Source organism: Bdellovibrio sp., from assembly GCF_047637665.1.
In the GTDB taxonomy this organism is placed as follows: Bacteria; Bdellovibrionota; Bdellovibrionia; order Bdellovibrionales; family Bdellovibrionaceae; genus Bdellovibrio.
The window spans coordinates 241,336-264,399 of sequence record NZ_JBLJBT010000044.1 but is presented as its reverse complement, the minus strand read 5'-3'; the positions used below and the strand labels follow the sequence as shown (position 1 = coordinate 264,399).

Genomic DNA, 23,064 nt, shown 5'->3' with positions numbered 1-23,064 from the left:
AGTCTAGGGGACAAAGTTCTCCGGATCAAGGAATTCAGAAACTCCCGAGATGCCGTTTTGTTTAATCGGGAAGACGATGCGGTCTGGTTCTCCGCCGGTACCTGATTTGAATATTATTTTATTTCCAAAGCAGGTCGAGCCGTGTGGCAGTGGCAATTCTACTTCAGTGTAGGGCGAGGTTGTCGATTTTCGATAAAGTTTCGACGGCGAATTAGGTACTGACGAGCAGTAGTAGAAATAAGAACCCTGCACGAGGATCGAGAGGGCCTTTTCGTCCAGGTCAAAAAGTTTTGTGGCTGAGCCTCCGCCGACTTTGACGATTCTTTGTGATTTATTAGTGGCAACGAGCCAGTAGTTGGTTCCAAAACTGTTCGAGTGGAAGACTGGACTTGGTGCGCCTTCGCCGAATCCATAGTAAGCCGCATCCAACGAGCAACTAGAAGCTGCTCCGGTAGAGCACGAAGCGGCCGACACGGTGGAACTGTTTCCGGCGATGTGTTTTGTGAGACCATCGCTCAGGCTGAAGTCCCTCAGAACGGATCGGAAAGAGTCCGTGCCATTCCAAGAAATGAATCCGACGGCTAGGGCATTATTGGCAAAAGCCGAGGGAGCAATTAAGTAGGGCGGAATTTCCAGCGAGCTATAATAAACCGGCGACGTGGTTTCCCAGGCCGCGCCTCCGCCAAGAGCGTACAGACTTTGCCAGATATTTGCGCCGCGATTGAGTTTACAAATCGATTGGTATCCACAGTTCCAGTAAACATCCCCGGTGGCTGGATCACTCGCAAATCGACCCGGCGCTTGCCAGCCCATGCCAATCGGGTTGGAGTTGGCAGCAACACCCAGCGGAGTTTGAGAACTTGGAGCATCAGATCCATTACCCGCGATTGTTTTAATACCAGGAGTGCCCTTAGGATCAATCTCTCTGAAGCGACCACCTTGATTGTCCAAGATGATGACCTTATCTCCAGTTCCATGATCCAAAGAAACGATGTTGTTGAGGCGTGCCTCCATGCCCTCCCCACCATCGCCGGCGCTAAGGTTATAGCCATAGAGGGTATAGATTCTTCCGTCCGAACCCACGATGCGAATCAATCCATCGTCCATAAAATAGATCTGTCCTGTTTGCGAAACAAAGAGATCGTTAGGAATGATCGAACAAGATAAGGCAGGTGTTCCATCGACACAGCTGCTTCGGGCTCCTGTTCCAATGATGGCGTTCCAGCCGGTGCCACCGTCGAATTTTGCAATTTGAAAGCTCCATGGATTATTTCTATTAAGCCCGTAAATTTGACCATTCATTCCTTGAACTCGATAAGGGGCGGCACACGTTGAGAATGGCGTGGACGGGTGTCCTCCGCCCAAGGACTGCAAATTCACAGGATTTACATTTGAATAATAGAGGTCACTACATCCCGGATTTGGGTGATTGAGCATGACAATCGCTTTGGAAACAATATTGGAAAACGGATCAAACACAAAGTTCAAATTACTAAACTGCCAAGCGCCGATATCGGTAGCCCCATCGGCGGCATCACCAGCACCGCCGACTCTTAATGTATCGACATAGGGCTCAATGGCGCTGCCGCGATAGACACGGATACGAGCTCCGGCGCCTCGAGTGGTGTAAAGGTTGTCAGACTGAAAATAGATGTCGCCACTGGGAAGAACCAGGAAGGTCAGATAGGGGCTGCCTTGCCCCGTCATTCGATAAGTCGTGCTAAGTTGAATTTTAATATCGTGAGGATCGGCAACATAGTCCGCCGTGTTGGTACCCACGCGCCCATCATCAAAAGCTCCGATGATGGATTCAATTGTCATGGGAATGGCCCGAGTGTCGATGCGACGAATACGATCCGGTTCAAAAATAAGAACTCGATCCTGAAAGTCGATAGCAATTTTTAAAATGCCTTGCGTGGTGGCCCCACTTAATGGGCCCCCATCACCTGTTGTCGTGCCTGTATCTTTTAAAGCTAATTTTTGCACTCCATTGGCAGGATCGACCATCAGAAGGCCTCGAGCCATATCTCGGAAGAATAAAATACCACTACGACTGACGACGAAAGAACCACTGTCGGGAAAACCTCCCCGAAAGGCCGCACTTTTTGCGGAGCCGTTGGTTCCGGGATCGGTGTTTCCGGCAATAGGTCTGAAATTAGGATTGCTGATATAAACGGTATTTTTAATCATAGTCTGGCCGATACCGTCTGACAGGCGCACCTGAATTTTGTATGAGATATTGACGGGAATCGTTGAGTTCCAACTATAAGTACAAATATCGTCAGAACCACTGGCGGTACAAGAAAGCCCTGCGCCGGGCGACAGGTCCTCGACAATCATCGTATAGTCGACGCCATCAATGGTGTACCAGAGGCTGACCTTGGCGGTGCCCATGAAAACTCGTTGTTTCCATTTAAGATACAAGAGCGTTCCTGGCGTCGTGACAAGTTCCCAAGGAGAAGGTTGAGTCACGGGGTCGGGCACTTTTGCGACCAAAAGATTTGTTAAGATCGGTTGCGGGACCGGGGCATAAGTCACAGAAATACGATCTGTGCCATTATTGACCGGACCGGCATTGCTGGAAACATTCCCCGCTTGGTCACGCACCCAAAGATAGACGGTGTAAGTTCCTTGAATCCAATCAACCAGATGGTCATATCCCGAAAGAGCGACGGCAAGATCAACGGGCACGTCAATCCCTGGGGCATCTAAGGCCACCCAACATGGGTCCGTCAGCAGAGGTTGATTGGAGGAATTCTTAAGACAGAATTGGGTAATCGGTGTTTGATTGTCTGTGGCTGCAAACTCTACTTTCACGAAGGGATTGTAAGTCGTGACGGGCCCTTCCGAGCCGATAATTTTAAAAGAGTTGGCAGTGATCACTGGTGGTGTGATGTCGAAAAGAAGCAGCGTCGACTTGGAATCGCTTCCTGTTTGGCCCGTGGCATCTGTTAGATTGATTTTGAAAAGAGTGGGCCCTGGAGTCTCAGGAAGATAGAGATTGTATTTATAGATCTTTCCATTCACGGCCCCGACTCGACCAACCGGAGTCGTTGTCATTGTTGTCCATGAGCTTCCTGCATTTTGACTGTATTGAATGACGAAGTTAGCGCCCGCAGGAACATTTCCTTCTGTGAGAGACCATTGAAACTCATAATAGCTTTTTGTGCCTAAGAAAGAGGGAATGGGGTTGATATGAATTTCTGGTGGGAGCGTATCATAGTCGACAAGGACCGTGGCAAAGGAAGGTTGAATATTTCCAGCACCATCGCGAACAAAAACACGAAGATTTCGAGTTCCTTGGGCGTTAGAAAGACTTAAATCATAGTGAAGGGCACTGGCCACCGTGCTACAGCTGGTCCACTCAGGTTCGGCGCCGGTGGGGAGGGAAGAACTTTCTTTCACCAAAACTTCAGTGATGTCACTGCATGAAGAGACCGTCATGGTCGCTAAAGCGGAAGACGTGGGGCTGGTGGAGGTTCTTGTCACAGTGGGAAGAGTCGGGGGCACGGTGTCTTTGATTAGAGAGAGACTGGCCGTTGTCGTGTTTCCCGCAGCATCTGTTGCTGTCACATTAATATTTTTACTTCCGTCAATTCCAGCAAGGGAAGGATGCAAAGTCAGACTTCCGGCCGTGCAAGCCTGATTCAAAGTCGTGGCAACGTCACCAGAGACCTCAATCGCAGCGTCGTCTTCGCAACTTAAAGAAAGAGCAAACACGTTTTGATAAGGTGTGCTTGCCGCCGGAGAAACAATGTTTAAAGCCGGAGGGGTGACGTCAAAGGTGTACGGTTGATTGAGACTGGTGAGACATTCCGTATTTCCCAGATCGTCCGTAACTCGAAGAGTGAAGTTATAAGTAGTCTCGGTGACAAGTGGAGTGTCTAAATGAATGGTGAAGACACCCGATGAGTCCGGGGTTGTGGAGCCTAAGACCGGCCCTGCACAAGAGTTTGAGTCATACAAAGAGATCTGCGAGTTGATCTCAGTGACGCCGCTGAGGGTGGGAGTACTGATATTCGAAGGACTTGCTGGTGTAAGGGCTGTGATGGATGTTGGGTTGATGATGGTATCTAAAGTATATCCCATTCCTGGCGAGCAGATCGTGTTCCCCAAAACATCCGTGGCAAGAATCGAATAGGCCGTCGGTCCATCAATCAAAATAGGATTTATTGCGGAGAGATGGATGGAATAACTTCCATCGGAGGCAGCTTGAGAAAACTCCAAGGGAGGACCTGAGCAATTCAAACCTGAATACAATTCAAGGCGAGCATTCGCTTCGCTGGTTCCCATGAACTGAGGCCGACGATCATTGCCACGAGCCGCAGGCATAATAGCAGTTCCTGAAAAAGCCTGAACAGTTCGTTTGATCGTAATGTCGCCCAGTTTTTTCCAAAGAGGAGCTTCGGTGGGCGACTCGGCATAGATGCAAAGGGTGTGAGTCCCCTCGGGCAGGACACTTAAGTCGACACCAAAGTCGATATTGAGAGTTTGATCTGTGCCAAGAACATCCTCATCACGAGGAGGTTTTTCGCAATTGGGATCTGACGCGGAAGTGTAGATTTTTAGTTTCACCGAAGGTTTGGTAATGCCCTCAAGACGAAGCTTCGTATCTTTAGTAAGAAGTTCAACCCGACCGGTATCGTAAGTTTTGGGAGTGCCATGATTGTACAGAACGATGCTGGCGGGAATCAGGGGATTTGTGTTGAAGTATCCAGCATTAATATTACAGCCGGCCACTCCCATGACCACGGGAATGGTAAGTAGAGTCGATACTAGGACGTACAAGAGACGACTGAACATGATTTACTTGTCGGTTATTCTTGATGATATCTTAAATTGGACCCCAGGGATTTATCGGTTTGAGACGAAGATAGAAGTCGACGTCTGTACCTATGTGGGGGAATGAGCCTATTTCTTTTTTGAATTTGAACCCACAAGGTGACCTTACAAGAAATTAATATGATAGTTGTTATTAAGGAATCTGAAGGATCTTCCGGAAAATGAGGAGAATTTCACCATGAAAGAAGTCATTGAACAAACAATCACGGTTAAGGCGACAGCGGGAGAAGTCTGGCATTCTTTAACGGATCGGGATGAGTTAGAAAACTGGTGGGGTGATGGGGTCACCATTGAGCCTCGCGTAGGTGGTCAATTTCGAGAGCGCTGGGAGGATGACGAGGGAAAAGCTCAGTTGGCTTCCGGCAAAGTCACGTTTGTGAAAGAGAAAAAACAAATCACTTTTACCTGGAGAGAAAAAGACTGGCCCAAAGACGCCACCACAGAATGTACGTTCCTCATTGAAGATCAGGGAACTAAATGCACATTAACATTAAAACATCAGGGGTGGGAAAGCCTGCCAGAACAAAACCGCGAAAAACTGATGAAAGATTTTAAAGTGGGATGGACGTATCATTTGAAGGAGCTTAAATCATACCTTGATGAGTAAGCTCCTTTTGTCTGCAAGAGAATTAGAAATCTTGAATACTATCTTCAAGCTCTGGGAAGTCGACAAAGGGATTGCGATTGCCTTGAACTCTGAAAATTTCGTTGTTGCGACGAACTTCATCTTCATCAACGGGATCTTCTTTTGACCATTTTTTTAGGAAAGCCTCTTCACCAGGCGTGATTGGAAGATCGTAACGAAGAGAGAAGTAGAACAGCGCACGTGCCACATTGCCTTTATGGTTTTTAGGTGGCTCGAAAACTTCGCGGTTACCACTGGCAGGACGGCCGAAACGTGAAACAGGACATTTTAACGTTTTTGAATCTTGAGTCACTTCACCGAAAGTATAGTTTCCACGGATGGAGTTAAGTTGTGTATCAGTAGGGAAGAGGTGGTGAAGATCTGCTTTTTGAAGGCCTTTATTGTGTCTGCCAGAGAAGCGGCTTTGCGGCCAGGTGTGTTCGACGTTGATAACATTGTTGTCGGGAATTTTATCGGGACCAGGAGTGCTGCGACCTTTGAAGTCTTCTGCCGTTTTTTCCGTGTCACAGTAAACGTCCCGTACTCCGTAAGAACCGTTCCCATGATCGATCAAGTAATATGATCCCATCAAGAAAACGCGGGCGCCGTCGTACCCCAAAGAAGTTTGGGCGTAACAGCCTTGGCCCGTGCACTCTGAAACGATTTGATCGTAAGTGCCTTTCACAGCGCGGTGATAACTTCTTAAAACCGCTTTGATATTGTTTTTTAAAGCGTCGTTAGAAACGCCCGTGGAAAGATCAAGATAGAATTTTTCGCCGTAATAAGGAATCGCTTGGGAAGACGGAGCTGCGTGAGCAGCGCTTGTGACGAGTAGAACCAACAACGTCCAGAACAACTTCATACAAAAGCCTCCATAGTCAGGCATTCATGGTGCCTGGTAGAAACACTGCGCCCTATTCGCAGCATATACGGGGTAACGTGCTAGAGTTATTCCTCGAAAATGCGTACATTTCCAAGAAAAATTTTCAATGCTGACACAATTCGAACAAATACACGCATTGCGTCGATTGGTCTACTTGTTGTTTTTGCGGCTTTCCTTGCGCTTTTCTTTGACGCGGTTTTTCTCGTCTACAAAAACCACAGTGGGTTCATGCTGAGGGGCCTCTTCAAGGCTGAGTCCGCAGTAGGAGCAGATAATAACAAGATCTCCCTTTTGGACGTGGCGTGCGGCGGCTCCATTCAGGCAGATTTCCCCTTTCTTGCCTTTGATCACATAGGTAGAAAAGCGGGCGCCGTTATTACAGTTATAGATATCCACGCGTTCGTTAATCAAAAGGCCCGAAGCTTTAATAAGGTCTGGACAGATGCTGACGGAGCCTTCGTAGTTCAGATCTGCTCCGGTGACAGTGGCGCGGTGAAGTTTGGTTCTTAGCATTGAAATATTCATAGCAGGTCCTTAAGTGTTGTATTGCAAAGCGATCAGCATGCCCTTTAAAACCAGATCGGGCACAATCTCATCGAATATTTTTTCTTTTTCAAATAAATAAGCAAATCCGCCGGTGCCGACAATCAAAGGCTTTTCGTCGTGGAAACACTCTTTGGTGATCCGTTCGCTCAGTTCTTTGATGGTGCCGATGTGACCATAATAAAGACCCGACTGGATGCTCTCAATAGTTGAGCGTCCCAGGGCTTCATGCATAGAGGTGATCTCTACGGAAGGCAGTTTCGCCGTTTTACTTTCAAGCGCTTCCATACAAAGACGAAGGCCCGCGACGATAGAGCCCCCCAAATAGTCTTTGTCTTTGGTGACCGCACAGAAAGTCGTGGCCGTTCCCAGGTCCACCAAGATCAGGTTGCGGCCTGGATACAAATGAGTTGCCGCAATCGAGTTGGCAATACGGTCTGCTCCCACTTCAACGGGGTTGCGATACTTGACCTTCAATCCGGTTTTGACTCCGGCTTGAAGAATGAAAGGATTGATATTGAAGTACTTCATGCAGGCCCCACGAAGGGAGTAAACCACTTCCGGGACGACACTGCAGATGGCGATCTGTTTTATCTTGGCGGGATCATATCCGTTTTCGCGAATCGCCGAGCGCAGAAAAATTCCCGTTTCATCAGACGAAGCTCCGCTTTTTGAATTTTTACGGAAAGACAAAACCATTTTATCTTTTTCAAATAGGCCGGCATAAATTTGCGTATTGCCGACATCCAGGCATAAAATCATAAAGAATCCTTAGGCATTAGCACATGAATCAATTCACTGGTCAGTTGTTCCAAAGTTTCACAGGGCAGGGCCTTTTGGGGGCTGTGCAAAGTGAATTTATGAGTTCTCTTAACAAGATCGATATCTGTGAGATCGTTGTGAACGACCCAGTCCGCATGCGAGTTCTTAAACAATTTATTCACCGCACTCAGGCGATCTTCGGCCGAAGCGTGGCTGGTCAGCTTAAAGGCGATCACCTGCAGGTTCTTGTTTTTGGAATAGTCCTTTAAACGATCCACAATCTTGTGATTGCGCTTCAGATGAATGTTCATGGTCTCGGTGTCAGAGCTGACTTTTTTAACTTCAAAGGGGCGGTACTTTTTTCCCGCCACTTCGATGTTGTCGACAGAGTAGTCGCTGACAGCAGCGGCATGAATCACATGGGTGAAGTCTTCGCTGGAAAGATAACTTTTCATTTTCTCGTCCAGACTTGCAAAACTCGTGAAGACATCTCGGTGAGTCACGTTGTCCGTTTTGGCAGAGGCGTGAGCTTGCAACAAAGTGACATCAAACCCCATGGACGTCATCGCTTCGGCCAAGGCAATGCCCGTGCGGCCTGAACTTAAATTGCTGATCACACGAACGGTATCGATGGGCTCTTGGGTCCCGCCTGCCGTGATCAGCACCTTGATCTTGGCATTGGGGGACGCTGAATGTTTAAGTTCGGCCTGGCGATGGGCGCTGTCGTCTTTGTTTGTCAGTGCCTCCAGAGTCAACTTAAGAATCAGATCTGGTTCTAAAAGTTTCCCCCAGCCTTCTTCACCACAAGCGAGGATTCCTGAGGCGGTATCGAGGATTTGCAGTCCCATTCCACGCAAAGTCGCCAAAGATTTCTGTGTCACCGGATGAGTATACATACTGGTGTTCATGGCTGGCGCAATTAAGAGGGGCTTTTTAAAGTCGTGAGCTAAAAACAAAGTTTGAAGTAAGTCATCACCAACACCTTGGGCGGCTTTATTGATAAAGCTCGCCGTGGCGGGGGCGACCAGGATCACATCAGCCCATCTCATAAGATGAATGTGATCCATGACGTTGCCAGCGGCATACATATCGCTGATCACGGGCTTCCCCGTCAGACCTTCAAGCGTCGCATTGCCCACAAACTTCAGGGCCGAAGGTGTCGCAACGACTTGCACGTCACAATTATTTTGCATCAGGCGAGAGATCACATGGCAAGCTTTGTAACAGGCGATAGAGCCTGTCATCATAAAGAGAACCTTAGATTTGGACATTGTCTATCAACCTCACTTCGCCCAGTTTGGCGGCCACAAAGCGGCGATGGCCGATATCTGTGACGTAATCCACGACGAAGCCCTGAGAGCTTAACTTCGTTGTGGCCTCTTCAGCAGAGGCACTTTCGGTGATGGCTTTGTAAATTGCCGGAGCCAAAGCTCTTTGCTCTTTACTGAGTCGGGTGTTGCGGGAACTCATAGCCAGACCATCTTTTTCTCGCACCGTCGGAACGGGCACGATTTCTAAATTCATGAAGAAGGCTTGAACCATTCCTTGGATCAGCGTCATCTGTTGAAAGTCTTTTTCTCCAAAATACGCTTTGGTCGGTGAAACGATATTAAAAAGCTTCATAACGACAGAAAGAACGCCATCAAAGTGTCCGGGGCGATGGGCACCATCCAACAACTTTGAGTATTCATTTTCACTGACTTTATAACGGTATCCATCAGGGTACATGTCTTTGTACTGAGGAAATAAAATAGCATCGACGCCGTTTCGTTTGGCCATCTCTAAATCTTGTTCCCAAGTCTTGGGATACTTTTCAAGATCTGTAGGATCATTGAACTGCGTGGGATTAACAAAAATGGAAAGCACAACAAAGTCGTTCTCTTTGCGGGCACGGCGCAGAAGTTCTTCATGGCCTGCGTGCAGGGCGCCCATTGTCGGAACAAACCCGACGCTGCCTTTTTTGGAGTGCCGCCAAGCTTGGGCTTCGGCGGGAGAGTGCAAAACCTCACTCATGAATAGCTCTCCTTCTCTGTGGGGAAGGCGCCTTGGATGACTTCTTGGTGGTAAGTATTAAAAGCTCCCTTTAAAGTTTCAAAGCCGTTGAAATAAGTTTTGAGGAACTTCGGTTTAAAGCCTTCATTCATTCCCAACATATCTTGAAGAACTAAAACCTGCCCATCGCAGTCCGGGCCAGCGCCGATGCCGATGGTCGGGATGTCTAATGCGGCGGTGATTTCTTGCGCCAATTTTGAGGGAACACATTCCAGAACAACGGAAAAAGCTCCGGCGTCTTGTAGTTGCAAGGCCTGTTCTTTGATTTTCTTTTGCGCTTTTTCATCACGACCTTGCACTTTAAAACCACCCAACTGATTGACGGATTGGGGAGTCAAACCCAAGTGCCCCATCACAGGAACTCCGGAGTCCACCAAGTGGCGTACGAGTTCAATATTGCCCGAAGCTCCTTCAAGCTTCACGGCATGAGCCCCGGCTTTCATGATTTTTTCAACATAGGTCATATTGGCCGTGAGTCCTTTGCGATAACTCATAAAAGGCAGATCTCCGACGACGAATTTGTCGCCGGCTCCGCGAACGACCGCGGCAGTATGCAGGGCCATCATATTCACAGACGCATTCAAAGTAGTTTTGTGCCCGTGCATGGTCATAGCCAAAGAATCACCGACTAAAAGACAATCGACATCACTTGCCGAAAGAATCCGCGCAAAGGTGTAGTCGTAACAAGTGACCATCGAGATCTTTTGGTTTTTTATTTTCTTTTCGTGGAAATCAAGAATGGTTTTCATAAGGGCCTCACTTTCGCGGATACTCGGGCCAATAGGTTTTAAGAAAAGCTTTATAGATCTCAGAATAAGGATCGTTTTCCAGAGCTTGTAAGTTGGCGCTGACGGTTTCTACGTCTTTTCTAGCGAGGGGGCCGGTCAGCGCTTTGCTGGGCTCTGCCAAAGTGTTAGCGAGCACCTTTTCAAGATAAACCTGGGCGGCCTCGGAGGGAATTTTCATTTCAGCAAATCCGGCAAGCATCTTGGCAATTAACAAAGTCACAAAGTTTCCGCCCAGAACACAGTGAGCGTGGTAGAGCGCCTTTTGGGAGGCAGCGATCTCGGAAAAAGAGTTGGGAAGTCCGGGGAGGACCGTCCCCAACGAGTGGGCTCCCGTCAACGTGAAGTGAATCTTTTTATAAAACTCCAGATCATAGAGTTCAGGCCCAAAGGTCATCAAGGGATGAGCCGAAACCATGCCTTCAAAATGATGGGCTCCGGAAAACTGAATCACTTGAGCCTCGTGGCCAGCCAGATGTTGGCGATAGAACCCCGGCAAGGCGCTGTCACTGATGGCTAATAAGATATGAGTCGCCCCAGAAACTTTGCGGGCTAAAGCATGAGGGTCTTGGGAGCGGTCCCAGGAATCGAAACTGATATTTAACAAATGAAAATAATGGCCGAGGTGTCGGGCGACGCGGCCAGAGCCAATAAGCAAATAAGAAAAAGAAGATGTCGTGTTCGTCGCCTTCATATAATCGGGTACCTGTCTTTTAAGGGATCAAGTCCTATGTAATGATCGCAACCTAACACAATTCTAACAGATTTCAACGCTCAATGCCATGGTGCGCCAGGCGCTGGACTTCGCTACTAAACTAAGGGAAGTTCTCGCCCATGAAATACTTCTATTGGTTTTGTGCGATTGCCGTTATTTCTCTTGGGATCTATTTTGCCGCAAATTTTTCCATTCAACCCCAGTCGATCGGAAAAATTAAATTTTCTCAGGTCTCCACCCCCGAGGAGTTCGGGAAAGCTGTTTACGAGCGCCTGCGTTTGGAAGTTCGTGAAGCTCCGATTGTTCTTTTGGGGGTCACTCCCAATCAGATTGAAGACATGGAGTTGTGGCGGGGTTTTTTTGAAGCCAATCAAGAGCCGGGTTCTAAGTACGACATGATCGTGGTGGAACCTATGCTTCCGTACGTGGAGCTCTTCAACTCCAATATGCGAATTGATATTAAAGAAGAGACGGCTCGTTTTGTCGAAGGGGTGAAGAAGGCCCGTGAAGAGGGTTTGCGTGTGGCGGTGATTGTGCCGAACATTTATTCTTCGCAACTTTTGAAGAAAAACCCTGCCAATCGTTTGAAGGACGAGTACAAACTCGACGTTGTCAGTTTTTCGGTGACGAAGTTTCCGGTCACTCGCGAGCAAGAGCAGGTCTTTGAGCCCAAGTGCACCATTGAAGAAGGCAAGGACCTGTCGGGCACGGGGGCTTTGGGGTGCATGATACAAAATATCGCGCGGAAAACGTATCGCAAAAAAATTGAAGACAATAAGTATTCAGGACTTATGGATCAAACGGGCGCTAAAGACTATCTCATCTTGTTTAACAGAAATGCGGGGTCTCGTTAAAGATCATTCAACCAGTCGGAGGAAGAAATGAAGTTTCTAATTGCAATCCTGACTTTGATGATGAGTCTCAATGCTCGCGCCGAAAGTAATCTTGAAGGCACATGGAGGGCTGAAGACGGTGGAATGCTGGTTCGTTTGGTCGAATTCAACGGTCTTCTGACTTTGAAAACCCGCAGTTATTATTCCAATGGAGCTCCTTCCGATTACTTCTTTGAATTTAGAGTGCCTAGCCATCGTGAGGTGATGCCTGGAGAGATTTTGCAAGGCCGCTTGCGCAGTTTGGATGGTTATTATGGCTGCGTCTTTGATGAGTCCGCTCAAGCTCAGTTGACGGCCGAGGGGAAATTGAAACTTCACTATCCTCTTTTAACTTTCCATCGTGAAACTCGTTCGGTCCGTGATGGCAATGGTCACGGCTATCGCCGGGTGATTGATTGGAATGGTTGGGGCTGGGTGGAAACTGTGTATTCATATCCGATTGAGCGCTGGCGCGTGATCTCAAGCGAGTGTGTGATTGATCAGCGCAACTGGACAACGGGTGTTCTGGTTCCCACGCAAGAGGAACGCCCTGTTCCTCGTCCAAATTAAGGGGTCTTTAAAAATGAAAAAAATAGCCATTGTGACGGGAGCAAACCGAGGTTTGGGATTAGCGACAAGCGAAGCTCTGGCGCAAAGAGGATTTAAGGTTTTGATGGCCATGAGAAATCCCGACAAAGCCCAGAAGCAGATTAATTCCCTCAAGATGAAGGACCTGGATGTTGTGCCAATGAAGCTTGATCTGGCGTCCGAAAAAAGTATCAATGATTTTGTTGAACAGGTTCGTCGGGATTATGGTTTTGTGGATGTGTTGGTTAATAACGCGGGCATCTTGATCGACAGTGAAGATGGCGGTAACGGCTCTGTTTTAAAAACCAAAGCGGCGACCATTCAGAAAACTTTTACGACCAACACAGTGGGCCCGTTTCTTTTAACTCAAAAGATATTTCCTTTGATGAGACAAGAAGGCTATGGCCGCATTGTGAATGTCTCTAGTGGCATGGCTCAGTTGTCGACGCCTCAGTCGGCCTCGGCGGCCTATCGTCTTTCCAAGACCGCTTTAAATATGGTCACCAATCTTTTCGCGAGTGAAGTCCAGGGCGCTGACATCTGCGTGAACTCGGTCTCTCCGGGGTGGGTGCGCACGGATATGGGGGGGCCGAATGCCGATCGTTCTATCGAGCAAGGGATCAAAGGCATCCTTTGGGCGGCCACACTTCCGAAGGGCGGGCCTAATGGTGGGTTTTACCGCGATGGCGAGCCCCTGCCGTGGTAATTTGCTCCTTTTAGTAAATACAATTTGCTGCACCGTAGACCTAAAAAAGAAACAGGCACCTTTGGGTTTCTTTGTTATGCTTTTGGGGTGAGGTTTATGTGAAGCGACTTAAGGTTTTAGCTATTTTATCGGTGGTAGTGATTGTTCTTGTCATCGCTGGAAGCATTGTTCAGCGAGTGGTCCAAAGTAAGCAGTATTCACGAGTGCATCCCAAGACGGGAGAAGTGACCGAGGCCGTTTATGGTTTAGGGAAGGTGAAGTCGAACCGTCGTTACGAGGTGAAGCTCGGGGTGATTTCTACTGTGCGAGAGCTCTACGTTAATGAAGGGGATATTGTTAAAGCGGGCCAGAACCTTGTGCGTATTGATAGTAACGTGATCTTTAAGGCGCCCTTTGATGGGACGGTCACGATGATTAACAACTTTGAAGGGGAAACGGCGCTTCCGCAAAGTGTGATTCTGCGCATGGAAGATTTGAAGGATCGTTTTATCGAACTCTCAGTTGAGCAGGAAGGCGCTTTGCGAATTCAAAAAGATCAAACGGCCCGCGTATCTTTTGAGTCTTTGCGAGGCGAAGTCCTTGCCGGCAAAGTCAAAGCCATCTTCCCCAAAGGGGACGAGTTTATTGCCGATATTGAAATCAACAATCTGAGCGCCAGTATTTTGCCCGGCATGACCGCGGACGTGTCGATTGAAATCGGAAAGATCAAAGGCACCTTGGTCCCTTTGAAAGCTCTTAGAAATGGAACATTGACGGTCGATCGCGACGGACGCATTCAAAAGGTCAAAGTGGAAGTGGGACTGGTGGACGGTCTTTCCGCGGAAATCAAGAACAGCGATTTGCAACCTTCTGATGAAATCCTTGTGCCGAAGGAGTAAACGCGATGTTTTTTCTTTCGTGGCGCCAACTGATGTCGAGGAAGAAACAAACCATGCTGATTCTTTTGGGAATCAGTTTTGGAACTCTTTTGTTTGTCAGTATCTCGGGGATTCAGCTGGGGATGCGTCAGTACATCTCTGAACAACTTTTGAATAATACCGCTCATATTCTGATTACCGGCGCTGAACAAGACATCTTAGCAAAAGACGTCACCGAGGCGCTTTACGGTCCTGAGGGGAAGGTGTTTTGGCGAGTGCCGCCGGGAGGAAAACGTGACGAGGCTCGCTTGCAGAACTATCAGGGATGGTATCAACGACTTTCTGATGATGCTGAGGTCTTTGATTTTTCGCCGCGCTTAAATACCAACGCCCTTCTGACGAACGGTAAGTTTTCTGTATCGGTGGGATTGTTAGGCACTATTCCAGAACGTCATACTCGTTTAACGAATGTAGAGAAGTATCTGAAAGAGGGGTCCTTTTCAGCATTGAGGGGCGGAGGCAATAATCTGGTTGTGGGAAGTGGAGTTGCCAGCAAATTGGGGGCTCGGCTGAATCAGGTTATTAATGTGGGTGTCGGAATTGGCGCCAGTCGTCCGTATAAGATCGTCGGCATTGTTCACTTTGGAAATAAACAACTGGATGAATCGATCTCTTATGCTCATCTAAAAAACGTGCAAACCTTGACCAAAAGTCCCGGACGCATCACTGAGATTGCCGTGGCTTTGTTGGATATCGACAAATCATCAGAGATCGCCGATTTCTGGCAGATGATCAGCTCCGACAAGGTCGAAGATTGGCAAGAGGCCAACAAGGCATTCATGGAGATGATTCAGGTGCAGGACTTTTCCCGATATTTCATCACCACGGCGATTCTGATTGTGGCGGCCTTTGGGATTTACAATGTTCTTACGATTATGATTAATCAAAAACGCCGCGAGATTGCCATCTTACGTGCGATTGGGTATTCGCCCAAACGCATCTTAGAGTTAATCCTTTATCAAGGATTCATGCTGGGGATTGCAGGCGGCCTTCTGGGATTGGTTTTAGGATTTTTGATGTGTGTGTGGGTGGGGTCGATTGATTTTGGATTTGAAATCGGAGGCAGCAATCACCTTCTGATGAGTTATGACTGGTCCATCTATGTGACGGCGTTTGTGACTGCCAATATTGCTTCTTTCATCGCAAGTTATATTCCGGCCTGGGAGGCCAGCCGTTTGACTCCTATTGATATTATAAGGTCTGAATCATGATTGAGTGTCGTGGAATTATCAAAGAATTTGGAACACCTCCGCAGCGTATTCTGCATGATCTGAGTTTTACCATTGGTGATGGAGAGTTTGTCTCGATCTCGGGAAGATCGGGAAGCGGCAAAAGTACTTTGTTATATATTATTAGCACTTTGGATTCGGCAACACAGGGGCAAGTTCTTATTGATGGTCGTGATATTGGCACAATGAATATTGAACAGGTCCATCATTTTAGAAATAAAAATGTCGGCTTCGTCTTTCAGTTTCACTATTTGTTGCCTGAATTGACGGCTTTAGAAAATGTTCTTTTGCCAGCAAGAAATTTGGGATTGATCCAAGAAAAGACAAAGATGGCAGAGTCGTTGTTAGAAGAACTCAACGTCATTAAACAGAAGGATAAACTTCCTTCGCAAATGTCGGGTGGGGAACAGCAGCGTGTGGCCATTGCGCGGGCTTTGATCATGCAGCCACGTTATATCTTTGCCGATGAGCCGACCGGAAATCTGGATACGCGCAATGCGGATATCGTGATGCAGATTTTAAAAAGAACCAATAAAGAGTTGGGAACCACAATCGCCCTGGTCACCCATGAGCCCGACTTTGCCGCGCAGGCAGATCGGGAAATCTATTTGATTGATGGTCGTTTGGCAGATCGAAATCGAGATCGCTAGAAACAAATTCCCCCTACCTACGTCTGGGTTCTAATACAAACCTTTGTCGTAATGAGAACAATGCTGTGAAATTGAGCAAGGTTAAAGTCTCATTACGACAAGAGGGGAATAGTAATGAAATTCATGAATCATCTTATGATGGTAGGTCTTATTTTTGCCGCTTCGGTCTCGTTTGCGAAGACCGGGGATTTTCAATCAAAAATCGTTGGAGGAACTGAAGCGACAGAGGGCGAGTTTCCATTCATCGTGTCTTTGCAGGGGTCTTCAGGGCATTTCTGCGGAGCCTCGTTGATTAAGAAGAACTGGGTTCTGACGGCCGCTCACTGTGTGAAGGGTTCCACGATTAAAAGTGTGGTTATTGGTTTGCACGATCAAAAGAGCATATCCAAGGCGGAAGTTCTTAAGCCTAAGCGCATTATTGCGCATCCGCAGTATGCCGATAAAAACGCCGACTTCGATTTTGCTTTAATTGAGTTGGAAAAGGACTCGGCCTATGATCCGATTGCCATTAACACGACGGAAATTGATATCCCAGACAGCGCTGATGGACAGATTGTGGCGACAGTCGCAGGTTGGGGCGCGACCAAAGAAAATTCATTCGGCTTGCCTTCGCGTTTGCAAAAAGTGGATGTGCCGCTGGTGCCCCATGTGATTTGCAATAAGAACTATAAAAATGCCATCACCGACCGTATGCTTTGCGCAGGCTATCCTCGTGGAGGCAAAGACTCTTGCCAAGGTGATAGCGGTGGCCCCCTGATCGCCCGCGGTGGCATGATGGGACAAAATGTCTTGATCGGTGTTGTGAGCTGGGGTGAGGGGTGTGCTCGGGCCAACCTTCCGGGAGTTTACGCCAAGGTCAATGAAGCGACGACTTGGATTGAACAGACAGCGCGCTAAAATTAAAAAGGGGAAAGGCTTTGAACCTTTCCCCTTCGTTTTTAGTAGATTTCGTGGGCCAGCGGGCGGCGCGGTGCCCGGAAGTAAGTTCTTGGAGAAAGATCTAAAAGGTCTCCCAGTTTTTCCATGTACACACAGGCATAGCGATCCAACTGATAGGCGAAGTAACTTTCCTCATTTCCAGCTCTCATGAGTTGACCCCAGTTGCTGTTATACATCGACTGCTGTTTTTTGATGAGCTGACTGATCTGTGCATCAATCTCTGAAATCGTTTTTTGCAAAGTCTCGATCTGCTGTTCGCTGACGTTTGCTGCTTTCTCGATTTTTCGAGTCATAAGTTCTGTCAATTCATCTTCCAAGGGCTCTTTCTTTTTCATCAAGACTTCGATTTCCTGATTTAAAGGTTCCGCCTTCTTGTTGTTGTTGACCTCTTCATCAAGTTCTTCGATGACCATCGCCGTTCTCCAGTTACAGTCCTTCTTCAAACGAAGAATGTCACCGTAGATGTGATCCCCGATATACAGGATGTCGTCGCCGGCAAGATCCAAGTCGGCGGTGAACTTTTTTGCATTTCCGCCCTGGTAGATTCCCGGGGTCAATTTGCCTTCCATGTTGGTCATGGTGCCATCTGCGGGATTAACGCGAAGGTACTTCTGACTTTCATAGAAGAACTTAGGTTTGGAGGCAAAGGTGATTACGAACTCAAAAAGATCCTGCCAAGACTTGTAGTCTTTCAGGAAGGGCTGAACCGCATAGTCCAAAAGCAATTTGGTGTAATGGAAGTCCGAGTTCGTTAAAACAAAGATCTTCTTGCCATGTCGGCGAAATTTTTCAAGTCCGGCCACCAACTCAGGATCTTTAATGATGTAGTGATCCAGATTTTTTTTCACGGTGTCTTTCAAGGAACCATCACGGTGCGCTTCATCCAAAGCGTCCAAGACATCGTCGGCGATTTGTGCGTACTCAGGATATTTATTAGCGGGATCGGTGTCTTTGAGTTCGACGATCTGTGCAATCAGGTTGGCCAAAGAAATAGAGAAGGACGTGTCCACGGCCAAGTAGTCCGAATTGCTAAGATCAATGTAGGTTGATTTATAAAGCTTTTGATGACTTTTGAAGTCCAAAGGCTTCAGACCATGGTAGCTGGCGCGAATCGCCGTGTAGCGATTGAGTTTCAGCAGATTTCCCATTTTACGATCGATCACCAGGCCGCGGATGGCGTAGTTATAATCGAAAGTGAGCTTTTTCAAAGTTTCAGGATATCCCCGCTTCACCAGCTTTTCGATCATGGTTGTGTGCGAGAGACGCTCAAAGTTTTCACTGTTGTAGCGGACCAGCGTGTGGTCCATGTCGACACCAATGTAGCGAATCTTTTTAAGATTCAAAGTTCTATTTACAAATACTTTTCCAGTCATAGTTTTTCTATCTTTCAACGGGGAGCAAAAGGTTGTTCCAAAGAAGCATTCCGCCACGCATGTTATAAACGTGAGTCCATCCGTTCATTCGGGCATAGGCAGTGGCTTGGGCTGAGCGAGCCCCGCTTCGGCAAATGAAGACCACAGTTTGGTCTTTGGGTATTTCTTCAAGGTGATCAGGGAGAGTGTCTAAGCTCATGAGTTCGGCACCAGGAGCGTGACCAAGTTCTCCGACATACTCTTCAGGCTGACGAACGTCGATCATCTTTACGTCCGACAGCACCTGCTGAAGTTCGGCAGGCGCGATGTCGTACACCCCATCAAATTGAGGGTTTTCAGTTTTTGTTTCGAAGTTGACTAACTTCACTGTCACAGAATCCTCCTGCGTCAGGTCAAGATTGTCACCTTAACACTTGCTGCAAACGACAGCAAGAATTACCAGATTTGCACCCGCTCTTTTTGAGGAAGGGTCATTTTGTCTCCTTCTTTACACTGGAAGGTCTCGGCAAAAGCGGGCTGGTGTTTAACCTGTTCGTTAATGCGAGCCCATCCGGCAGAGTGGGGATCTGTTTTTCTCATCAGCTTTTCATAATCAGGACGAGTGACTGAGCACCACAGACGACCATAGGCAATGAAGAAGTTCTTCTTGTCCTCTGAAGAGCCTTGGCCTTTAGGGAAAGCCGCGTTGTAGGCAAACGTCAATCCGACCAGATCGGCGACGTTTTCACCCAAGGTCAGCTTTCCATCGTGGCCAGCCTGATTGAACTGATCGATCATTTTTTGTCCGCGCAGGTTGAACTCCATAATATCTTTTGTCGTCATCCACTGTTTCAGACGTCCCGCTGAGTCGTATCTAGAGCCGCTGTCATCGATACTGTGACCCAATTCGTGGCCAATAACTGCGCCGACGGCGCCCAGGTTTTCAATGACAGAACCCTCTTTGTCATAGAAGGGATACTGCAAAATACCGATCGGAAGAACGAACTTGTTTTCATTACTGCTATAGTAAGCGTTGACGGTCAGAGGCCCCATGCCCCAGGCGTCCTGGTTGGCGGGCTCACGCATTTCTTGCATGTTCTTTTCCCAGCGAGCTCCGTTATAAGTTTTTTGATTTTGGATAAAATGATTTTTCGAATACTGGCGCAACGGAACAAAATCCCACTCTTTGTCGTTGTGTGGTTTCACCAGTTGCAGGCGAGCCGTTTTAATTTTTGCCAGGGCTTCTTTCTTACCCTCTTTTGAAAGCCAGGTGTTGGCGGAAAGCCCATCTAAGATGCTTTGGCGAATACGGGCGCCGACTTCCGTGATCTTACTTTCATCGAAGTTTGGAAAGACTTGCGGAAGAAGAGCCGCATCCAGTTCTTTCATAAAATAGCCTGTCGCCGTGGACGTGCAACGCTCTTGGCGGTCCGGGCGCTTTTGAGGGCCACCGAAGAATTTCTTTTCAAATTCAAATCCCGCTTTGAAATACTTTTGATACGCATCATCCATGCGATCTTGCAGGGCGCGGTAAAGATAAATGTCCTTCCAAACTTGCAAAGGCTTTTTGGAAATTTCAGCGTTGATAAAATCCAGCGATTCAGGGATGGGCGTGTTGATCACCAACTCCGCAGGGATTTTCTCAAACAGAAGATTGAGTTGAAGCTGAGGATATTTCTTCAGCAACTCTTCCTGGGAGCTAACACGTTTTTCACTCCATCGTTGGTGGCGAACTGCCGTCACAGGATAGGTTTTGATGAAATCTTTTTCAAAAGCGATGACATCTTGTGCTTTGGCGCGTGCGGCTTTTTTTGAAATCTGGGGATAGATGTTTTGGAAGAAAAGAGTCAGAAGCTTTTCATACTCTTTCATCAGTTCGGGTTGCTCATAATACTTGTGATCAGGAAGAAGCATAAAGCTGGAATACAACATCGCATCCATTTTTTTAGGATCATCCAAATTAGGCGAAGCCCAGATAGAAATCAAAGGACCAAATCCCGTTGCAATGTTCGTATGAGAATAGCGAACAAGTTCTTCGGCCGTTTTGAGTTTGTTAATCTCAGTCGTCATGCGCACGACTTCGGCGGTTTCATCTTTGGCCTTTTCGGGCGCATTCATGCAGGACAGATAGAAATCGCGAATTTGTTCTGTGCGCGGATCGAGATTCTTTTTCAAGGGAAGTTCTTTCATGAACTTCTTTTGCACTTCCAAAAGACGTTCGCGGGAATCGCTAAAAGCAAAAAGGTGGTGGCTGCGATCGTCGCGCAATTTAAAAGAAGCTTCGGCATTGGAGCACACGTACTTGTGAAAGTCTTCACAGGGGTTGACGGACGTATTTAGTGGAAACTCCCTTTTTTCGGGGATGGCCGAGGAGGGGGCTGGAGATTTTGCGGGTTTGGCAGAGACAAAGGCGGCAAGGCTTGAGATCAAGAGCAGTTTCAACATAGCGGAAGGACCTACTTTTCTGTCAGTTTAGAGTTATTAGAGATGGTAATCTTGCTTGGGCTTAATTGAAAGACCCCGGGACCATGATCGAGGGCGTTATAGACTTGAGAACATTGTCAGAACTAAAGATCTCGGGTAATCGGAAAGGAGGGGGTACTTATGAAACGGTTTATACTAATGTTGCTCGCAACAACAGCCTTGGTTGCTTGTAAAACCATTGAAATTGAAAATGGCGAGGTCCCAGACGAGTATCTAGCTCGCGCAAAAAAGTTAGAGGGTGTGTACTCCGGTTCATTCGAGGGGCGCCGTGGTGAGATGACGATTGCTTTTGAAGGAAATAGACCTGTTTTATCCTTTAAAGATTCTCGCGGTGATAGCTTTATGCCGTCATCCTGCAAGTCTTCGATCAATGATTTGAAGTGGGTTTATGTGAATAGAAAAGAAGCGGTAGATTCTGCGGCCTTCTATTTCGATCCTGGAACTTGTTTCATTCAAGGACGCGAAGTCGTTCTTTATTTCAGTAAAGACTACAATACGATCAATGTGAGAATTCTTGAATATCAAAAGACGGAGCGTCGCTGTGATTGGAGCGTTCCAGATCCGGTTCGAGGACCGATCGAGCATTGCGAAGTCAATCGTGTTGATGTGACTTTGAACGGAAAATTCTCTCGCTAAAAGATTTGTAGGGACGATCATGTGGTGGCATGATCGTTCCAGTCATGACCAAGACGCCCATTGAACTTTCTTTAGAACAGGCCAATGCCCTGGAACTTCTTCGTTCCGGAGAAAATGTATTTCTCACTGGCGGCGCCGGCAGCGGAAAAAGCTTTTTAATCCGACATTTCATGAAAGACATCGACTCCAAAGAAATGCCCATTCTGGCAAGCACGGGAGCGGCGGCCGTTCTTTTGGGAGGACGAACCTTTCATAGTTTCTTTGGATTGGGAATTATGGAAGGGGGGCCTGATGCCACTTATGAACGTGCCTCTAAGGACAAACGACTTTTAGCGCGTCTTCGCAAGGTGGAGGGGGTCATCATCGATGAGATCTCGATGATTCCCGGGCAGGCTTTGATGATCGCCGAGGCCCTGTCACAAAGGGCTCGTGACTCCAAACTTCCTTGGGGTGGAATGCGGATAATTGCGGTGGGCGATTTTGCACAACTTCCTCCGGTGACGCAGACGGGACAGCGGGACTGGTGTTTTATGAACGAGGTGTGGAGGCAAAGCGGTTTTCAGTCCGTGATGCTTTCCCATAACCAGCGCGTTTCTGATAATCTCTTCTTGGATATTCTGAGCGATGTTCGGCATGGTCTGGTGACTGAAAGAGTGCGTGATTTTTTAAATGATCATATTCAGACTCACGATGAAGATCATCCGGGAACGCGCCTTTTTCCTCGAAAAATTCATGCGGAAAAGTTTAACCAAAAAAAATTAGATGAATTGTCTGAAGAAGAAGTCACCATTGATTCCATCTATTTTGGCTCAGAAAAACACATTGAGATTTTGATGAAGACCGCCCCCGTTCCCCTGAAGCTTGTGTTGAAGTTGGGATGTCGGGTGATGTTTTTGCAAAACGATCCGCAAAAACGCTGGGTGAATGGAACTCGCGGCGTGGTTACAGATATTACACTTGATAAGATCATCGTCAAAAAAGACAATGGACGTGAAGTTCAGGTGGATAAGTCTTCTTTTGCGTTGCAGGACGCGGAAGGCAATATTATGGCGTCGGTGATTCAGTTTCCATTAACTCTGGCGTACGCCACGACCATACATAAAAGCCAAGGAGCGACCTTGGATGATCTGTGGTGTGACTTGAGTTCCTTATGGGAACCGGGCCACGCCTATGTAGCGCTCAGTCGATTGCGTTCAGCTGAAGGATTGCATTTAATTGGTTGGAATCCTCGCTCGATTATTGTCGACCCTAAAGTCTTGGATTTTTACAGCCGTCTGTCGCTGGCGTCACCTGGTTGAATTACAAATAAATTAAGTTCTATTCACGTTCATCGTTACTGTCCCAACCTTGGACGATCCATGTGGGCCTATGGGAGCGCATCCACATTTTATGTGGAAACCAGCATATTCTTCTCAATGGTTTACCACAGTGGCCCGATAAGAAAGTATGCATATTGGAACGTATTTGGTAATACTATTCGTTTT

The 23,064-nt window shown here is 47.5% G+C and carries 21 protein-coding genes and 1 riboswitch; of the genes, 10 read left to right on the top strand and 11 right to left on the bottom strand.

What is annotated here, in order from left to right; all coding sequences use genetic code 11:
• Positions 1–3: 3 nt before the first annotated feature.
• A complete protein-coding gene (locus tag ACM64D_RS16235) occupies positions 4–4,803 on the bottom strand; it encodes a hypothetical protein (protein WP_415064288.1) in 4,800 nt (1,599 codons plus the stop codon).
• A 217-nt stretch (positions 4,804–5,020) separates the two neighbouring features.
• On the opposite strand from ACM64D_RS16235, the gene ACM64D_RS16230 reads away from it, so the two are divergent.
• Entirely contained in the window at positions 5,021–5,449 is a 429-nt protein-coding gene (locus ACM64D_RS16230; protein ID WP_415064287.1) for an SRPBCC family protein, read from the top strand.
• 22 nt (positions 5,450–5,471) lie between these two features.
• Here the strand turns inward: ACM64D_RS16230 and ACM64D_RS16225 are convergent, their stop codons facing one another.
• The 7 genes from ACM64D_RS16225 to ACM64D_RS16195 form a co-directional block, all read right to left on the bottom strand.
• Positions 5,472–6,329 carry an endonuclease I family protein gene (locus tag ACM64D_RS16225; RefSeq protein ID WP_415064286.1) on the bottom strand — a complete coding sequence of 286 codons (858 nt, stop codon included), beginning with the start codon at positions 6,327–6,329 and terminating at the stop codon, positions 5,472–5,474.
• A riboswitch (purine riboswitch) is annotated at positions 6,323–6,420 on the bottom strand. (Overlaps the previous gene by 7 nt.)
• A gap of 80 nt (positions 6,421–6,500) precedes the next feature.
• A complete protein-coding gene (gene panD, locus ACM64D_RS16220) occupies positions 6,501–6,875 on the bottom strand; it encodes an aspartate 1-decarboxylase (RefSeq protein ID WP_415064285.1) in 375 nt (124 codons plus the stop codon).
• A gap of 9 nt (positions 6,876–6,884) precedes the next feature.
• Positions 6,885–7,655 carry a type III pantothenate kinase gene (locus ACM64D_RS16215; protein ID WP_415064284.1) on the bottom strand — a complete coding sequence of 257 codons (771 nt, stop codon included), beginning with the start codon at positions 7,653–7,655 and terminating at the stop codon, positions 6,885–6,887.
• Complete coding sequence (gene coaBC, locus ACM64D_RS16210) at positions 7,652–8,926, bottom strand: bifunctional phosphopantothenoylcysteine decarboxylase/phosphopantothenate--cysteine ligase CoaBC (RefSeq protein ID WP_415064283.1); 1,275 nt, start codon at positions 8,924–8,926, stop codon at positions 7,652–7,654. The genes ACM64D_RS16215 and coaBC overlap by 4 nt, the downstream gene beginning before the upstream one ends.
• Complete coding sequence (gene panC / locus ACM64D_RS16205; protein WP_415064282.1) at positions 8,913–9,668, bottom strand: pantoate--beta-alanine ligase; 756 nt, start codon at positions 9,666–9,668, stop codon at positions 8,913–8,915. Before panC ends, coaBC begins: the two co-directional genes overlap by 14 nt.
• On the bottom strand, positions 9,665–10,456 hold the full coding sequence (panB, locus tag ACM64D_RS16200; protein ID WP_415064281.1) for a 3-methyl-2-oxobutanoate hydroxymethyltransferase: 792 nt from the start codon (positions 10,454–10,456) through the stop codon (positions 9,665–9,667). The genes panC and panB overlap by 4 nt, the downstream gene beginning before the upstream one ends.
• A 7-nt stretch (positions 10,457–10,463) precedes the next feature.
• The gene (locus ACM64D_RS16195) at positions 10,464–11,099 is read right to left on the bottom strand and encodes a DUF2520 domain-containing protein (protein ID WP_415064280.1); all 636 of its coding nucleotides are present in this window, start codon (positions 11,097–11,099) and stop codon (positions 10,464–10,466) included.
• 227 nt (positions 11,100–11,326) lie between these two features.
• On the opposite strand from ACM64D_RS16195, the gene ACM64D_RS16190 reads away from it, so the two are divergent.
• From ACM64D_RS16190 to ACM64D_RS16160, 7 genes are all read left to right on the top strand, one after another.
• Positions 11,327–12,061 carry a hypothetical protein gene (locus tag ACM64D_RS16190; protein ID WP_415064279.1) on the top strand — a complete coding sequence of 245 codons (735 nt, stop codon included), beginning with the start codon at positions 11,327–11,329 and terminating at the stop codon, positions 12,059–12,061.
• A 27-nt stretch (positions 12,062–12,088) separates the two neighbouring features.
• Positions 12,089–12,649, top strand: coding sequence for a hypothetical protein (locus ACM64D_RS16185; protein ID WP_415064278.1), 561 nt, complete (start codon positions 12,089–12,091; stop codon positions 12,647–12,649).
• A 13-nt stretch (positions 12,650–12,662) separates the two neighbouring features.
• Positions 12,663–13,373 carry an SDR family NAD(P)-dependent oxidoreductase gene (locus tag ACM64D_RS16180; protein ID WP_415064277.1) on the top strand — a complete coding sequence of 237 codons (711 nt, stop codon included), beginning with the start codon at positions 12,663–12,665 and terminating at the stop codon, positions 13,371–13,373.
• Between the two features lie 98 nt (positions 13,374–13,471).
• A complete protein-coding gene (locus ACM64D_RS16175) occupies positions 13,472–14,251 on the top strand; it encodes an efflux RND transporter periplasmic adaptor subunit (RefSeq protein ID WP_415064276.1) in 780 nt (259 codons plus the stop codon).
• Positions 14,252–14,256: 5 nt separating this feature from the next.
• Positions 14,257–15,501 carry an ABC transporter permease gene (locus ACM64D_RS16170; RefSeq protein WP_415064275.1) on the top strand — a complete coding sequence of 415 codons (1,245 nt, stop codon included), beginning with the start codon at positions 14,257–14,259 and terminating at the stop codon, positions 15,499–15,501.
• Complete coding sequence (locus tag ACM64D_RS16165; protein WP_415064274.1) at positions 15,498–16,169, top strand: ABC transporter ATP-binding protein; 672 nt, start codon at positions 15,498–15,500, stop codon at positions 16,167–16,169. Before ACM64D_RS16170 ends, ACM64D_RS16165 begins: the two co-directional genes overlap by 4 nt.
• A 114-nt stretch (positions 16,170–16,283) precedes the next feature.
• The gene (locus tag ACM64D_RS16160) at positions 16,284–17,066 is read left to right on the top strand and encodes a S1 family serine peptidase (protein WP_415064273.1); all 783 of its coding nucleotides are present in this window, start codon (positions 16,284–16,286) and stop codon (positions 17,064–17,066) included.
• Positions 17,067–17,107: 41 nt separating this feature from the next.
• Here the strand turns inward: ACM64D_RS16160 and ACM64D_RS16155 are convergent, their stop codons facing one another.
• From ACM64D_RS16155 to ACM64D_RS16145, 3 genes are all read right to left on the bottom strand, one after another.
• Positions 17,108–18,481, bottom strand: coding sequence for an HAD-IG family 5'-nucleotidase (locus ACM64D_RS16155; protein ID WP_415064272.1), 1,374 nt, complete (start codon positions 18,479–18,481; stop codon positions 17,108–17,110).
• Between the two features lie 7 nt (positions 18,482–18,488).
• On the bottom strand, positions 18,489–18,854 hold the full coding sequence (locus ACM64D_RS16150) for a rhodanese-like domain-containing protein (RefSeq protein ID WP_415064271.1): 366 nt from the start codon (positions 18,852–18,854) through the stop codon (positions 18,489–18,491).
• A 62-nt stretch (positions 18,855–18,916) separates the two neighbouring features.
• Positions 18,917–20,905 (bottom strand): M13 family metallopeptidase, encoded by a 1,989-nt coding sequence (locus ACM64D_RS16145; protein ID WP_415064270.1) that lies wholly within the window; start codon positions 20,903–20,905, stop codon positions 18,917–18,919.
• Positions 20,906–21,064: 159 nt separating this feature from the next.
• On the opposite strand from ACM64D_RS16145, the gene ACM64D_RS16140 reads away from it, so the two are divergent.
• Both ACM64D_RS16140 and ACM64D_RS16135 read left to right on the top strand, forming a co-directional pair.
• Positions 21,065–21,580 (top strand): hypothetical protein, encoded by a 516-nt coding sequence (locus tag ACM64D_RS16140; RefSeq protein WP_415064269.1) that lies wholly within the window; start codon positions 21,065–21,067, stop codon positions 21,578–21,580.
• Between the two features lie 29 nt (positions 21,581–21,609).
• Positions 21,610–22,878, top strand: coding sequence for a DEAD/DEAH box helicase (locus ACM64D_RS16135; protein WP_415064268.1), 1,269 nt, complete (start codon positions 21,610–21,612; stop codon positions 22,876–22,878).
• Positions 22,879–23,064: the final 186 nt, after the last annotated feature.